Source organism: Methylomicrobium album BG8 (genome assembly GCF_000214275.2).
In the GTDB taxonomy this organism is placed as follows: domain Bacteria; phylum Pseudomonadota; class Gammaproteobacteria; order Methylococcales; family Methylomonadaceae; genus Methylomicrobium; species Methylomicrobium agile.
The window spans coordinates 2,591,429-2,606,359 of sequence record NZ_CM001475.1; the positions used below are offsets into that span (position 1 = coordinate 2,591,429).

At 55.6% G+C, this 14,931-nt stretch carries 11 protein-coding genes; all 11 read right to left on the bottom strand.

Translation table 11 applies throughout. The features are described 5' to 3' along the window. Positions 1-3 precede the first annotated feature (3 nt). Positions 4-309 (bottom strand): CRISPR-associated protein Csx16, encoded by a 306-nt coding sequence (csx16, locus tag METAL_RS11120; RefSeq protein ID WP_005372356.1) that lies wholly within the window; start codon positions 307-309, stop codon positions 4-6. Positions 310-472: 163 nt separating this feature from the next. After that, entirely contained in the window at positions 473-1,828 is a 1,356-nt protein-coding gene (gene cmr6, locus METAL_RS11125) for a type III-B CRISPR module RAMP protein Cmr6 (RefSeq protein WP_005372359.1), read from the bottom strand. A 14-nt stretch (positions 1,829-1,842) separates the two neighbouring features. Further along, positions 1,843-2,202, bottom strand: a complete 360-nt coding sequence (cmr5, locus tag METAL_RS11130) for a type III-B CRISPR module-associated protein Cmr5 (RefSeq protein WP_005372365.1) — start codon at positions 2,200-2,202, stop codon at positions 1,843-1,845. Further along, positions 2,195-3,127 carry a type III-B CRISPR module RAMP protein Cmr4 gene (cmr4, locus tag METAL_RS11135; protein WP_005372367.1) on the bottom strand — a complete coding sequence of 311 codons (933 nt, stop codon included), beginning with the start codon at positions 3,125-3,127 and terminating at the stop codon, positions 2,195-2,197. Before cmr4 ends, cmr5 begins: the two co-directional genes overlap by 8 nt. A 145-nt stretch (positions 3,128-3,272) precedes the next feature. Then, a complete protein-coding gene (gene cmr3 / locus METAL_RS11140) occupies positions 3,273-4,433 on the bottom strand; it encodes a type III-B CRISPR module-associated protein Cmr3 (RefSeq protein WP_005372369.1) in 1,161 nt (386 codons plus the stop codon). Next, positions 4,430-7,333: a type III-B CRISPR-associated protein Cas10/Cmr2 gene (gene cas10 / locus METAL_RS11145; protein ID WP_005372372.1), complete on the bottom strand. Its 2,904-nt coding sequence runs from the start codon at positions 7,331-7,333 to the stop codon at positions 4,430-4,432. Before cas10 ends, cmr3 begins: the two co-directional genes overlap by 4 nt. Continuing rightward, positions 7,330-8,457, bottom strand: coding sequence for a hypothetical protein (locus METAL_RS11150; protein ID WP_005372373.1), 1,128 nt, complete (start codon positions 8,455-8,457; stop codon positions 7,330-7,332). The genes cas10 and METAL_RS11150 overlap by 4 nt, the downstream gene beginning before the upstream one ends. Next, positions 8,451-9,557, bottom strand: a complete 1,107-nt coding sequence (csm6, locus tag METAL_RS11155) for a CRISPR-associated ring nuclease Csm6 (protein WP_005372376.1) — start codon at positions 9,555-9,557, stop codon at positions 8,451-8,453. Before csm6 ends, METAL_RS11150 begins: the two co-directional genes overlap by 7 nt. 26 nt (positions 9,558-9,583) lie before the next feature. Beyond that, positions 9,584-10,540, bottom strand: a complete 957-nt coding sequence (gene cas6 / locus METAL_RS11160) for a CRISPR system precrRNA processing endoribonuclease RAMP protein Cas6 (RefSeq protein ID WP_005372383.1) — start codon at positions 10,538-10,540, stop codon at positions 9,584-9,586. 611 nt (positions 10,541-11,151) lie between these two features. Further along, on the bottom strand, positions 11,152-11,844 hold the full coding sequence (locus METAL_RS11165) for a 4'-phosphopantetheinyl transferase family protein (protein ID WP_005372385.1): 693 nt from the start codon (positions 11,842-11,844) through the stop codon (positions 11,152-11,154). Then, positions 11,834-14,929 (bottom strand): efflux RND transporter permease subunit, encoded by a 3,096-nt coding sequence (locus METAL_RS11170; protein WP_005372387.1) that lies wholly within the window; start codon positions 14,927-14,929, stop codon positions 11,834-11,836. Before METAL_RS11170 ends, METAL_RS11165 begins: the two co-directional genes overlap by 11 nt. Between the last annotated feature and the right edge of the window lie 2 nt (positions 14,930-14,931).

Here is a 14,931-nt window from a genome sequence, read left to right on the forward strand (position 1 = left end):
TTCTTATTGTAATGGTTCATCGCTTTTCTTGAGCCGGTAGCGTTCCAGTTTGGCTCCGAAAGCGACCATCTGTTCGGCGGTGAGCTCCCTACCCCGCCAGTCTTCGGGAATCCGGAGGGACAGATGGATATAGGAAGCGCCTTTCTCGCAAACCTCCGCGACCAGATTGACCGGGAGGCTACCGATAACGGTATCGCCCGAATCGATCATGTCGATGTCCAGATGAGCGAGCTGATGGTCGACTACGATGCCTTGCTGCCGTGCCCAGTCGATTGCGCCGGAGTGGCGGGTAATGAAGTAAGTGGTCATGATTCAAATGTGTTGCCTGAAATCAAGTTATCGGTAGGTTTGTCCCCTACTTGTTGATCGAGTAGCGACCATATAATCACCTCGATTGGCTGATGCCGCATATCTAAAGGAATAGGTATGGATTCTGGGACGTGTTCAATTATCAGCCGAATGGGTTGCATGGTTATTGCTCCATCAATTTTAAAACGTCTCGTGTCCGGACATATTCTTTGTCTTTGCTTGGGTCTTTTTTCTGGGTCATCGGCCTCCAGTCGCCTGCCTGTTGCATCAGCGATTGAATCCGTTCCAAAATCGATTGTTTATCCGTGCTTTGCCATTGCCCAGTTTTTACGGCATCCAGCAACACCAAATAATCTTTTTTGTTGGGGTCTTTTTTGTCTTTCAATAATTGGGCAATATCACGCTCAAACGGGGGCAAGTCGGCCAGCCGATTTTCGGCTTCTTGTTGCGCGGCCTCAGCCCTTGCTTTTTGCAGGCGCTGTTCCTTTTCGTCGCGAAATTTCCGTTCCCCGTTTTCGTCTCGGCGCATTTGCCCATAACCCACCGCTGTTTTCGCACCGAATCCCAGCCAATCGAAAGCATAGTGAAAAACTGTTTGCAATAATGCTTGCCAATTCTGCTGTAACGCTTCCGGTAAACGCGCCGTTGTACAGGTGCAGTAAAAATCAAATCGGCTGCCCGGCGGTACAGTTAGAAAGACGTTGGGAATCGGCTGCTCGGAATCGTGCGAGGCATTTTTACCCTGGAAGTAACCGCCGTGGTGCGGGGTCAGGATGTCCATTGCCAGATTTTTGCATTGCGGGTAAACATCCCAAAAGCTGAGTGCGCCTTGCAAACTGATGTTATCGGATAGTGAAGTCAGAAAAATTTCTGGGTCGCTTTTGTATTTTGCCTGTTGCGGCTTACCGGATACAGTGGCCTCAATCATTTTATACAGGGATTGAAGATCATATTTACCTTGAGCAACCCACGATTGATAGGCCGCTTGTCGGCGTTGAGCTTCTTCAACCAAAATCGTGTCGCCTTTGTAAGGCTTTTTGTTAATTGCGGCGTTCCCGGCCTCAAAACCAAACAACCACCACACCGCCAGCATATCCCAATCTTTAGTTTCACCATATAAACCTAAAGCCAGTTCTTCAGCGGCGGTGCGCAACGCGCCTTTCACGCTGGAACCGGGCAAATACGGCAAGCCGTAAGGATTTAAAAAGGCGAAGCCATTTTCCAGCGGGTGTTCGTTGCCGATGCCGGTCATGAACGGCGACGTGCTTATTGCCGGAAAATAATCTAGAGCATCGTTTTGCAAGGCAATGGTTTGCTGGCGTTGACGCAGGGCTTCGGTCATTTTGCGGCAAGCATCGGGTAGGCTGGTGGCTTTTTTCAGGGCGGCGGTCTTTTCACCATCCGCTTTAGTCCAATCGTCACGCCATACCGGAAAATACAGACCGAAACGGTGGCCGGGCGGAATGTCTTGACCGGACAAATGTTTTTCCATGTAATGAGGTAATGCCGCTTTGGTCATTTGTATATTCCTCTTTATTGGTTGATTGCCGCAAATTGACGTATCCAGCGCAGCAGCGCCAAGGTTTCTTCGGTGGCTTTGCGGTATTTTTGACTGTCGGTTTTTAAAAGCACCCCCATCATTTTGTCGAAAGGTACTGAGACATTTTCTTGATGTGTGAAATAAGCGGCCAGCCAGTCGATAATATGCTTATTCAAAGCATGATGATGTGGCTTATTTTTGTCTTGGTAAAACGCCAATGTCTGCATCAAGCCATTGCTCATAATCAAGGCTGGTGCACCTTTAGCTAATTTTGTGTAGTCGTCGCTTTGGCCCTGCACTTGTTGCCAGGCATAAGCCGCGCGTTTTTGATCCAGACTGGGTAACTTACTCATGTCCGCCTCCGACAATCGAGCAAACGATTTGCCCACGTCCGGTACTGGCGTCGCCGCCAAATTGCACCATGCGGCCTTGCAAGGCTTGCCAGTTTTCGCCGTCATTGACCAGCGTATTGATGATCTGTGTGGCGTCCATGCGATTTTCCGCGCTGTCTCCGCGTCTGTAACGTTCCTGACTCGCCATGATGACAGTAAATAGGATGCTTTCGGGTGGCAGGTTTTCTGTATAGAACAAGGCACCGCCATCGGCTGTACCGCTGATGTCGTCGATCCGGACATGAGGCTCGACTACCGTTGAATTAACTACAAAATAATGCAGTTCGTCATCGGATAGCAGTACCAAATCGTCCGCTAATTTTTTTCGGAAATAGGCAAAATCGTCTGATTCCGGCAATGCATTTGCGGCTAGCCATTCGGCAACCTGTTTTAACGCAGGGTCAATTTGCGGCTCAAGTTCGTAGGCTTCCAAAGCCAATTTGCTATCCGTCATTAGATCAGGGTTTATGATCCGGCATTTGCCGCTTTCCAAATTCGGAATTACCCAGTCCACCTGAGTTTTCGCCAGCGCCAATTGCCGTTTCAATCGGGCCAGCAACAACGGCGAGGTGGCATAAACATAACCGGCTTTCGGGCAGCGCACCGGAAAGGCGGCCAGTTGCCCATCACTAAAACTTAATGCGCCGGCATGTTCGGAGGCATCATTCTCCGGCCCAAACAAACGATTCAGCAGTTTGCTGCTTTTGTCCTGCGCCCAATAATCATGGCGAATTGCGCCTTTGATGCCGGAACCGGCCATCATGGGATATTCGGTATGGCGTTCGCGCTGAATGGGGTTGTCGATTAAGCCGCCAACCGCCGTGCCGGTGCCCATGTGAACCGGGCTGACGCAATATAAGAATGCTATTCGGGTTTCCTGAAACATCGTGTCTCCTAAAGATTCGCTAAGATAATGAAAAACGATTAAGTAGGTCGGGTTAGCTCGATAGAGCGTAACCCGACAAACGAAGCCTTCATGTCGGGTTACGGCTAACGCCTAACCCGACCTACGCAAATGGCGGCATTCGCGCTTATGGCCATACCCCAATCATGATATTGTTGAAACCTTCCGCCCGCCGCTTGTCGTCAGGATACGCATCCAGATGAAATAAACCGTGTTCGACAAGCTTTTGAAGAGCCATGGTTTCGCCTTCGAATTGATCGAACCAGTAAACGCTGCCCGTACTGACGGCTTTGAGCGCGGGCTTGGGTTGATTGTTGGCGATGTCCCAGCCACTGATGGTTTCGGCGCGCGAGGTGCTGGCAGTTATCAACTTTGCGGAAAAGCCAGGGGGTTGCCAAAGACAAGCACCGTTTTGCTGTGTCATGCCAGGCAACAGCCAGCCTTGTTCGAATAAGCCGGGCGTGGTCAGCGTCAGGCGAAAACGGCGCGATTTCTCGATAGCGTTCCAGTCTGGCTGCAAGACTTGCCAATCGAGCTTCAGGTGCCGAGCGCCGCGTCCATCGCCGCCCAAACGTAAAACGCCGTTTTTTGGTAACAGGTTGTTGGCTCCCTTAATTCCGGCAATGAAACCCACACAGTCAGCCAGCGCCACGGCGTCCACGGTATAAAGCTGGCCTTCTCCTGTGGTGCGGCTTTGGGTTTCCAAGGCAATACCCAACCGCGAGTCGATTTTCCAAAGGGCTTTGCTCTCCACCAGATGTTTCGCATGAATCGGTTGTCCATTAAGCCAGCTTTGAATACCCTCCTTATTCAACCACAAGCCGCCTTCGGGCTTGGCTTGTTTATCGGTGCGCAACACGGGTATTTGCGAGCATGACGAGCCGGTCTGGATGGCGTCGGGCAATCGGCGCGGTTGCAGTGTGTGAATTTTCCTGTTGTCCCCCTCGGCAACCACAACCACATCCGCAGGCAACGGCAGATAGACATCCTGTAATGTGTCCGTATCTGAATCATATTTGCCGAGTAGAAAATGGCTGATGCGGAAATCGCCTGGCTGGTCCGGCGTGCCCAAACTTTGCGCCAATGCGTCGGGTAAAGCAGCCTTGCCTTGAGCAAACTGACCAACGTCGATACCATGACCAGTCAGCAATTGCGAGCGCAAAGCACCGGCGGCCATTGAAGGCCAGGGAGGCATGACGGCTTCGCCGGTGGCGGAGCTGTCGCCGAACAATCGATTGCCGCGCAAATACAGTACATCCAAGGGTTGTAAAAAATGGAATTCGCTCATTGCGCACCTCCAGCGCGGCTGTCGCGGGCTAAAAATTCGGCGATGCCGATGAAGTGGGTGATGAAGTCGGCACACGCTTGTCCTGCCTGACTCATTCCTAACTCCACCATACGCTCTGCCAAATCATGATATTGAGGGATGCCTTGATTCTGCCGCAATAACGGGTATTCAAGCGATTGCTGTAGCAACGATTTGTAAAGAAAGGGATCTTGGAGGAACAAGGTTTGCGGCGGCAATTGCCTTAACCAGTCCTGGGCGATATAAGCCGCGCGACGCGATAAGTTGGGCTCCGCAAGTGCATCTCTCATCCGGATTAATTGCCCCATTGGGCTGTCCAGCAAACTCTCTGGATTATCTGGGTTGTTGAACCAGGGACAGGTCAATTTGACTGCGCCGCCGGAACGCTTGAGCAAATCAATAGCAAAGGCATCGCGTCCGCCGGTTTTTTTGGCGCGCTGTTCGGCGGACCTTAAGGTTTTCAGCACCTGCCCGAGTGGCGCGGCATGGTGTGCGATTACGGCTCCGCAAGAAGCGGTCGCTTTAACACCCATGACCCGGTAAAGGGTTTCATCTTTGAGTACGTAGCCGTTTTTCAATCGCAGCTCGGCTTTTTCCTGTTTCAACAGCGATTTCCATACAATTGAGGAATCGCCATTTACAGGAAATATTCCGCTATACACCAAACGCAACAGCAACATCGCCGGCAACAAATCGTCTACGGATACCATAGCCATTACATCATCGCCACCGGCGTAAAGCAGTTTGCCTTTATATAAATCCTCGACCACATAGCGCGCCAAATCCAGCGAAAAGCCGTTGAGTGCATCGGAAATCGCCATATGGCGGGCCGGAGACGGATAGCGTTTGCTTTCCAGATAAGACTTGAGCTGTTCTCGGTAACGTTGATCGATACCGCTCTTGATCTTGCTATGCCAACTGTCCTGATAGGCCAATCGGTATTTATCCTCACTGCCCGATAGCCATGCGCCCATGTTGTCGCCGTCCATCAGAATCAAGGCATAATAGGTTTCCTGAAAAAAGCCGCTAAGTTTGAATTTAATGCTGGGTTTCAACGTCTCGTTTTCACAATGGGCATCCCAAAACGAAGGCAGTTTCTTGGCCAATAAACGGGCTTGCTGATCAGCTCCGGTCATATTAAGAACCTTTTTTGGCAGGGCTGATTGTTCGGACCAGCCTTCCAGTATCGCCATCAATTCAATCGGTAAGGATTCGCGATTTGAGTTTTGTAGCCACTGTTCAAAACTCGTGGAAAAGGCCATGTCGTGAGTCGAAACCACATAGCGACTGATACTTCCTAAACCATCCACAGAATTTTTGATTTCGTCGATAAAACGCTTTGGCCACAGCCTCTTCAGCATATCCAGGGCACTCAGATGCTCGCCGTTTTTGACCCAGGACGGTTTTTGCTCTGCAACTTTTTGCCACAGGGTGTTTTGCCGCTTTCCCGGCGGCACAGCCAGTTGTGTTTGGTTAGTCGTCAGCCATTCGTATTCTCCGCTCAAAGTATTGCGGTAGCCTTGTTGCGGTTTTTGTTGAAAGGTCCGGGTGGCCTTGGCAGCGGCTGCGACTCTATCCAACAGGTCGTAAACTGCTGGATATAAAACACCGGGGTTAGGCCTATAGAACTGCCAGTCTTGCTCTGGCTGAATGGCTTGATTGAGTGTTTTCCATAATTCGCTGCCTAAAAAGCCCGGCAAATTCGTTTCAGGATAAAATGGCAGCATCGCCTCCTGCAAAGCATCAATATTCACTTTGCCCTCTTGTTGCCGGCACAACCAGGGCACGGCAGCCCAATACACTTCAGGGAAACCGTTCAATTGCTCCTTCAGTTGACGATAGCAATACAGATCGGTTTGCTTCAGTCGGGCTATTTCCAGGCATTCATCCAGCATGGCGTTAGCTTCGGCAAGAACCCATTGCCGTACTCTTGCTGTTACTTGCTCCGCAAGTTCCATTGCCATCGACGCAGGAACCAGCGCGAGAAATTTATTGGGCAGTGCCGCCGAAAACAAAGGGTTGGCATCGGTTTTGGCTTTGCGCCATTCACATTCAAATTCATCGAACCGACTTGCCGGCAAACCCATGTCTTTTTGCAGCCATAAATCCACCAGCGGTACGCCACGCAGTTGCGGGAAAATAATCGCATCCGGCCCGAGCCGCTCGCATATGATTTTCATACCTTCCCATGCGATGCGCGACAACAGATGCGAACCGGCCCATAAATCCGAGGTTGATCTCCCGGCGGCGATGAACGATTGCACCGGCCCGAAACTGACATTGAGCAAAGCCGGCTGCTCGTTCGGGTCTGCCGCAAATGCGCCGCAAAACGCCGAGGTCAAATCCAGGTGCGCCCAGATGGTATGATCGGGAACGCGGGTATCGGCAGGCAGCAAGCGCCACAAATGGCCGATGCCTTTCGGGTTAAGTTCCGGACCAAAACGCCAGAAACCGAGCAAGGTTTTTTGCCAATCAATAGCATCTTGTGCATCCCGCTCAATCAATTCCAGAAAATAGTCGGTGCTAAATGCCTTGATATGCGCGGGGTCGATATTTAATTTTCCCATCAGTTCCGCCGAATCACCGGTCAACGGATGTTTGATTTCCGGCGCTTGATCGAAGCGGACTTGCGCCCAGGCGGCATAGCGATTGTCCTTATCTTGCGGAAATTGCGGCCGGTCTGCCGCCGAAGCCCAATGGTCGGATTTCTCTATCCACGCTTTGGTTTCAGCATCAAGACCGTTTGGAAAAAACGTCTTGAACAACGCGCGCGTCGTGCCCCCTTCGTGTCCGGCCGGGTCGCGCATCAAGACCAGCGCTTTTTCGGCAGGATCGTGGACGCGGGCGGCGAGTTTGGCTTGCCAGAGGGTGTTGTCTTTCATGATTGGATCCTTTTGATTTCTAAGCCTTGCGCTTTCAAGCCGTTCAACGACTGATGGACGGATTGCCAAATTTCGATTTGTTGTTGAATAGACGGTGCATTTTTCAATCCTTGGGTCATTTCCTTCGGCAGTGCGCAGGGCAAATGAAAAATGATTCCAGCAAAATTTTGTCCTGAACGAATGATTTTAAAGCGAAGTTGATTAGCTAAACGACCGTTATTGCCCCAGGCGTTTACTTTATGGTTAGTCACCGGGTACGCCAGCAGATGACGTTTTTCAAAGCCGCCAGGATGAGCATTAGGAAAAGGTAAATCGGTTCGAAATTTGATTTTGGTTTGTGCCAAATCTTTCATAACGAGTTGCCAGTTATTTCGCTCCGGTGTTTGCCAAATCAATAAGCCTTCGTCATCCGAGCCAATCGCGTGCGGCCATTCCTGGGACAAGCAGTCTTTTAATGGTCGGCTAAATTGCGTTAGATCGGCTTTACCATTTAACAAAACGGTATTGTCTTGAAGTTCGGCTAGTCGCGACGTAGGCGTCGCTCCCACATCGGCTTTTAGTTCAACGGAGCCCCAAGCATTACGGGAGCGTCCGCCTAAAGTGCCGAACCAATGGATGAGTTGCAGGGTTTGGTTGAAGGTTGTTTGTTCGCTTTCGGGGTAAATTAGGGTCAGTCGGTTTTGTTCATTGGCATTGATTGCAGGTGCATGAACGATGCCATTATTGAAATGTAGCGGACCATAGGCCAGATATGTTTCTGGAGCCATAGAGCGCAATTTGCCGGTATTCCTGTCTTTTACTTCGGGATGAGTAATGCGATTGCTTGCTGGTGAATCAACCCACCGCTTAAGCTCACCTGCTTTTTGATGTTCGAGTTTTATCCGCACCCGGCTACGCATCGCCCACGCTTGATGATCCCTATCTTCCAACCAGGCATGCCCAAACAACCGCCCTTCGGCCTCGCGCACTTCCTGCCAGTGGTAGCCATATTGCTTGGCCACCGCGATGCGCCACCAGTGTTGCAACAACGCCTTGAACGGCGGTGTACGCCAGGCCGACTGTTGCTCGGCATCGCCCAGAAAGCCCGGGCAGTTGAAATGGATAAGGTAATCTACTCTCAGCATGTTCGCTCCTGTTGAAATTGAATCTGTTCCGCTTCAAGTGCTATCCGATACCGCGTCCTCGGCCGTTTTCCTACCGCCTGGATCAAGTAAGCCCCTGCAGCCTGTTGCAAAGCCCGGCCGAGCACCTTGTTGATCCGCGATTTGCGCTGTTCGAAAAACGCTTTGCTCATGCCGCCCCGCAAGGCGGCCTCGGTGCGGTCCGCTCCGCCCAGTTTTCCGGTGATTCGGCGGTAATGGCGTAAATATTCGGCGCCGTAGATTTCATCGGGCGCGCCATCACTGGGGCATGGCGGCGACGCCAGGCCATCGGCCTGGCGCTGCAGCAGCCAAAGGTAGAAGGCCAGGTCGGCCGGGATCAATTTAACTGGCGTCCCTTGGGCAATGAGCAGGCGCCTGTCCGGATCGATCGTCAAATGCGCCGGCCCCAGCGCGGCCTGGGCATTGGCCACGGTCCGGCTGAAGCTGCTTTTGCCGTCGAGCAGCGTCCGGTCCAGCCCGTGCCTGAGCCGCACGAAGGCAATGTCGGCCAGGATCACGTCGGCATGCCGGGTATCCAGGGGTTTACGGCTGGGGTCGTTGCCGTAGATCACCTGGGAATAGGGCGTCGGATAATAAAACTGCGGATGCGATTCATAGTCCGCCGAAACCAGCACATGGCTGAGGCGGTCCTGTTGCCGCCCATACAGGGACAAGGCATAGCCGGCATAAAAACCCATGGTCTTGCGGCCGCCGGCAATCGAGACATGCAAGGCGGTGTCCGGGTCGGCGGTGAAAGTTCTGATCCATTCGGTAATGCCGTCGGCCATGGCCTGGTTGTCGGCCTGGCTGCGGATGTCGTTCAGGGCCCGGCCGCCGGCGCATTGCAGAACATGGATGGACCGTTCGGAAAAATCCGGCCGGGGCAACCGGTAATCCTGGAAAAAACGCGCCAGCCAGCCGTCGTTGATCAAGGTCAGCCGGGCGCGCTGATAGCCTTCCGCCGTGGTCAGGATATGAATGGCCGTCGGCAGCGGCTCGCCCTGCCGGTGCAAGGCATACAGCGTTTCGGTGACGACTTGCGGAGTCAGGCCGGTTACGGCGAGTAAAATCTGGCTGTTCATCCGGCTATTGTCTCCGCTCCCCAGGTTTATCGGTTATCCGACAAGCTTGCCGCGCGGATCGCATAGGCGCCCATGCCCATGCTGGTGGCTTTGCCGACATGGGTCCACTGCCCTATCCAGAGATAGGGCCAGAAATCTTCCAGACCTTGGGTGTCTAAAACGACATTTCCAATTACGCCGCCCATGTTCATCTCGGCTTGCTGACGGGAGGAATAGCGCGTCCAGTCGTACCATTCGAGCCGCCGGCTGGCGAATTGCACGGTTTTGGCCTTGGCCGCGAGCCCGGCGAAGTCGGTTTCGAGCGGCGTATCGGTATGGAAATAACTGATCATCGAGATGCGCCTGAGCAGGGTGCCGAACAGCGCGCCGAAATTGAAGCCGTCGGGCGAGAGGTTTTTTCCGTCCTGTTTGATGCGCAGCGGCGAATGAAACGTCATCTGTAATTGTGCCGGCATGGGAGGGAGCGGCGGAACAGCGGCTTGCCGTTGTGGCTGGAGTTCCCCGTCTTGATAGATCGTTTGGGCGCGCCCCTGGGGGTCGACCTCGTCGACTTTCCGCAAAGCAAACACCTGACGATGGCCGCCAATGCCTTCCTGCCCCGCCGTCTGTAAAGCATGAACGATATAGGGAAAAAAGCGTTGGCCATGCCCGAACAGAATGACGTCCAGGCTGTAATCATTCTCAGGGGATAAATTTTCCGGAAAGCGCAGGACAAAGGGATGGGGGATGGCGGTGTATTTGCGCATTTTTTCAGCACCGGCCGGCGGCGGCGTTTCAAAGATATAGCTATAGGCGCAAGCGTTCTTTAACAAGCATTGGTTGCAAGGCGTATTTCTTACCACGCAAACCGTCCTCTTTAAGGCATGCCCAAAGGCGCCGCGCCAGGCTGAACCCGGATACTCCGGCAAACGCCGGAGACCGGTTGACATGAAATAAAAGCGGTATTGCCTGACGGGAATGACGGGATGAATCGTTGTTGCCATGAGAGACCTCCATGTTCGCTATCTTTTCAGATTCTAACCAGTGAAGTCATTATTGACAAGCTTGCCACAACCCGAAGCTTCGAGTCCCAAGGAGAAGCCTACGTAAAAGCGGGCGCCATTTTCCCGGATGCGCTTCACAAAAAGATGGAGCGCTCAACAAAGGCGAGATGCCGAGCGTGAAACGACGAAAAACCGCATCCTAGAGCATTTTCGTTTTGGGTGCACGGTCATAAGCCATGCCGCAAAGTGAGGGGAAACGCGTCATTCCGGCAGGGATTGCCGGACGACTGCAGGGATGCGGGAGATACGAGCCCAAGGAAGGGCGAGGTAGATCGCGTCGGGAACACGCGATCGACGAGCCCAAGGAAGGGCGAGGTAGATCGCGTCGGGAACACGCGATCGAGAGCAACGCAGGGAGCGGTTGCCGAATCCAGAAGCCAGGGATGGCAAGCTTTAATGCATCCCTGCAGTCTGGATCTCGGCACAAATCTGTCTGGAACAGATTTGCATTGACCCGAAGGGGGCCAGGCAGGAAAGCCTGGCATGAATCCCTGCCGAAATGACGGTTTGACTTAACGGCATTATCTCCCTATAGGCGATATGAAAATGCTCTAGCGTTTCCCGCAAGCGATCGTCAATGCTCCGCTCATTTCGGAATCCGGTTCCAGATCAAGCAAATGCCAATCGGAGGCAAGCCCGCAAGGCTCGGGCAATGCCAAAAATCCGGCAGCGCCGACCGTCGTCGTGATAACTCCGGCCACGCCCATGCCGATGCCCGCTCCGACCGCCTTAACCAGACTTTCCTTGCGCGTCCAGAACCGGTAGAACGCTTCCCGGCGCCTATCGGGCGGCAACCGCTGCCAATGCGCCAATTCCTCGGGCGCGAGAATTTCACCGGCTAGGCTTTCCGGATCGTGGCGCGGGTCCCAAACCTCGACATCCACGCCCAGCTCGCGGCGGCCGACCGCCAGTACCATGCGTTCGCCGGAATGCGACAAGTTGAAGCGCAACGTTTGCGGTTCGCCGTTGTTATCCAGTAAATACGGTTTACCCAGCGCCTGCCGGCCGAAGCGGATCACTTCCGGGGAATTTTCCAGATAACGGCTCAACAGCAAACGTACCTTGCCGTGGCAAACGACATAGCGGCGCCGGTGCAGCTCGCGAACGAAGCGTTGCGCGGTTTGCCGTTCCTGTTCCGACAGCCAGCGCCCATATTGCCGGTATTCGGCCTCGCCGGCCTGCAAAGTTTCGTACCAAACGTCGACGTCCTCGAATGTCGAAAAAGGTTTGCGTTCAACCGGCATCGCCGCTCCGCCGTTGAAAATCCTGCAACACCGCATAGCAAACCGGGGTCAGCAGCAGGCTGGCGAACATGCCGAACAGCAGGCCGGCCGCCAGCGACAAGGTCATCGGCACCAGGAATTGCGCCTGCTCGCTGGTTTCCAGCAGTGTCGGCAGGAAACCGGCGAAGTTGGTGACGAAGGCCAGAAAGATCGGCCGGAAGCGGGCCGAACAGGCTTCGGCGACCAGCGTCAAACGGTCGGATACCCGCGCTTCATGTTCGTGAATGTAGTCGAGCAACACCATGCTGTCGTTGACCACCACTCCGCTGGCCGCGATCATGCCGACCAGGGATTCCATCGACAACGGCATGCCCAGCGCGGCATGGGCCAGCACCGCGCCGCACCAGGCCATCGGCGCCGCCAGCAAAAACACCAAAGGCAGCGCATAAGAGCGAAACGCCACCGCGATGATCGCGTAAATCACGCACAACGCAATCGCGGTATTGTTCGCCAGGGCCTGCAGGGTTTGCCGCTGTTCCTGGCGTTCGCGGCCCGGATCGGCGCTGAGGCCGGCAAAACGAGTTTGCAAGGCCGGCAGCACCTGCCGCTCCAGATCGGTATATATCGCATTCAAATCGGCTTGCGCCGGATCGATCCGTGCCGCCACTTCCAGGACCCGCCGACGGTCGCGGCGGATCATTTGCGACACGCCCGGCTCGAATTCGACCTGGGCCACCTGCGCCAACACGGTCTTTTTATCGTCCGGCAACGCCACAGGCAAGGTATAGAGATCATCCAGCGAACGGCGCTGCCCGAGCGGCAACCGCACCATGACCTTGACCTCGTTGCGGCCGCGCTGAAAACGCTGCGCCTCGACGCCGTAATAAGCGTGGCGCACCTGTTCGGCCAGATCGGCCGCTTTCAGCCCCATCGCTTCGCCGGCCGCGGTCAATTGCAGGCGCAGCTGCGGCTTGCCGGCGATGTTGGAATCCAGCACATCGTAAACGCCGGGATAGGCCGCCAAACGCTTTTTCAGGTCCGTGCCGGCGTCGCGCAGCGCTTGCGGATCGTCGGCGGACAGATTCAGCACGATGTCGTACGGCACGTCGCCTTCGCGGACGATGAAGTCCAGCCGCGCAAAACCCAGCTCGCCGATGCGCCGCCGCCATTCGCGCACGAAGTCGTCCACCTTGATGCGCTGCCGTGCCGCGTCGGAGAGTTCCAGCCATAAACCGGCTTCCTGCTCCCAGATCAGCGTCTCCTGGCCGACCAATAAACTGAAACCCGGTTCGGCCTTTTCCAGTTCGTCGCGGTAATCCAGCAAGGCCTTTTCCACACGTTCGGCCAGACGCCGGGTTTGCTCCGGCGCGGTACCGGGCGGCACGGTTAAACGGGCCCAGAACGCGTCCTTGCTGATGTCGGGATTCATCGCCCGGCGCACATGCCCGCCGGCATACAGCCCGCCGGTCAGCAACAGCAAGGCGGCGAACAGCGACAACACCAGATAGCGCCAGGCCAAGGCCTTTTCCAGCAGTGGCCGGTAACGCCTGGCGACCCAGCCTTCCAGCAGGCGATTCAAGCGTTCGCGCCAGCGCGCCAATGCCCCGTTATCCGCGTTATTCTCCGCCGGCGCCGCCAGATGCGCCGGCAAAATCAGCAAAGCTTCCGCCAACGAAAAGACCAGGGTCAAAATCATCACCCAGACGATGGGCCGCATCATCGCCCCGCTCCACCCCGGCAGAAACAGCCCCGGCAAGAATGCCGCCACGGCAATCGCAATCGACAGCAACACCGGCAGCGCGACCTTGCGGACGCCGGCCGCGGCGGCGCGCAATGGATCGGCGCCCGGCTTTTGCTGTTCGCTGTGCACGCTTTCGCCGATGATGATGGCGTCGTCCACCAGAATGCCCATCGCCAGCAAAAAGCCGAACAGCGACAGCATGTTCAGCGACAGCCCCAACAGCGGCATCCACCACAGGGCGCCCAGCACCGAAGTCAAAATGCCCATGCCGGCCCACCAGGCCACCCGGGCGCGCAAAAACAGCGTCAGCACCAGCCAGACCAGAATGAAGCCGCTCAAGCCGTCTTCCAGCAAGGTGTCGATACGCTGGTCGAAGGCGATCGAATCGTCCCACCAGGTTTTCAAGTGCAAACCGGGCGGCAAAGTCGTTTGCGCGCGCGCCACGTAATCGCGCACGGCCTGGGCCACGGCGATGCCTCCCGCTTCGGCGTGAATTTCCCAGCCCTGCGCCGGCAGGCCGTCGTGGCGCCATTGCAATACCTTTTCACCCAGGCCGTCGCCGACCGTCGCCACATCGCCGATCTTTATCGTGCCGCCGTCGGCCAGGCCGAGCAGCGGCAATGCGGCCACCGCGTCGCCGCTGACGGCACCGGCCTGTACGTGCAACAACAAATCGCCGGTCGGCGTCTTGACCGGACCGCCGGCCAATGCCGGCGAGGCGCGCCGGATCGCTGCCGCCACTTGCTCCAGCGTCAGGCCGTATTGCTGCAGGCGCTCGGCGCGCACCTCCACGCCGATCTCGTATTGCATGCGGCCGTAATCGACCGCCTGGGTCACGCCGGGCAAGGCCGACAATTCGGCGCGTATCCGCTCGCCCAGATCTTTCAGGCGCAACGGCTCGGCGTCGCCGTACAAGGCCACCCAGATCACGCCGTCGTCGCCGTCGCGCTGCGCTTCGCGCACGTCGATCTTTTCCACCGCCGCCGGCAGCCGGGTCAAGGCGTCGATACGGCCGCGCGCCGCGCTCATCACCGCATCGCGTTCGTGGCCGGGCAACACGCCGACCTTGATCTGGCATTCGCCCTCGAATACGCTAGTATCCAGATGCCCGATGCCCGGAAGATCGTAAATCGCCTCTTCCAGCGGAATACAAAGCCCGGTTTCGACATCGGCCGGCCCGGCGCCGGGATACACCGCAACGATCTCGAACTGGCCGGGGCTGAAACGCGGATAAACGTCGCGCTCCAACGTCAGCAAGCCGCCCACGCCGCCGAGCCAGATCAACAGCATCAACAAATTGGCCGCGACCGGATTGGCGGCGAACCAAGCCAACGGCGAGCGCGGGCGAAAGGCCGACAATTTCATGG

What these genes read in the sequence shown, in the direction of transcription:
- csx16 (WP_005372356.1), bottom strand. Translation starts at nt 309, where the DNA reads ATGACCACTTACTTCATTACCCGCCACTCCGGCGCAATCGACTGGGCA.
- METAL_RS11150 (WP_005372373.1), bottom strand. Translation starts at nt 8,457, where the DNA reads ATGCTGAGAGTAGATTACCTTATCCATTTCAACTGCCCGGGCTTTCTG.
- csm6 (WP_005372376.1), bottom strand. Translation starts at nt 9,557, where the DNA reads ATGAACAGCCAGATTTTACTCGCCGTAACCGGCCTGACTCCGCAAGTC.
- cmr3 (WP_005372369.1), bottom strand. Translation starts at nt 4,433, where the DNA reads ATGAGCGAATTCCATTTTTTACAACCCTTGGATGTACTGTATTTGCGC.
- cmr6 (WP_005372359.1), bottom strand. Translation starts at nt 1,828, where the DNA reads ATGACCAAAGCGGCATTACCTCATTACATGGAAAAACATTTGTCCGGT.
- cas10 (WP_005372372.1), bottom strand. Translation starts at nt 7,333, where the DNA reads ATGAAAGACAACACCCTCTGGCAAGCCAAACTCGCCGCCCGCGTCCAC.
- cas6 (WP_005372383.1), bottom strand. Translation starts at nt 10,540, where the DNA reads ATGGCAACAACGATTCATCCCGTCATTCCCGTCAGGCAATACCGCTTT.
- cmr4 (WP_005372367.1), bottom strand. Translation starts at nt 3,127, where the DNA reads ATGTTTCAGGAAACCCGAATAGCATTCTTATATTGCGTCAGCCCGGTT.
- METAL_RS11170 (WP_005372387.1), bottom strand. Translation starts at nt 14,929, where the DNA reads ATGAAATTGTCGGCCTTTCGCCCGCGCTCGCCGTTGGCTTGGTTCGCC.
- METAL_RS11165 (WP_005372385.1), bottom strand. Translation starts at nt 11,844, where the DNA reads ATGCCGGTTGAACGCAAACCTTTTTCGACATTCGAGGACGTCGACGTT.
- cmr5 (WP_005372365.1), bottom strand. Translation starts at nt 2,202, where the DNA reads ATGAGTAAGTTACCCAGTCTGGATCAAAAACGCGCGGCTTATGCCTGG.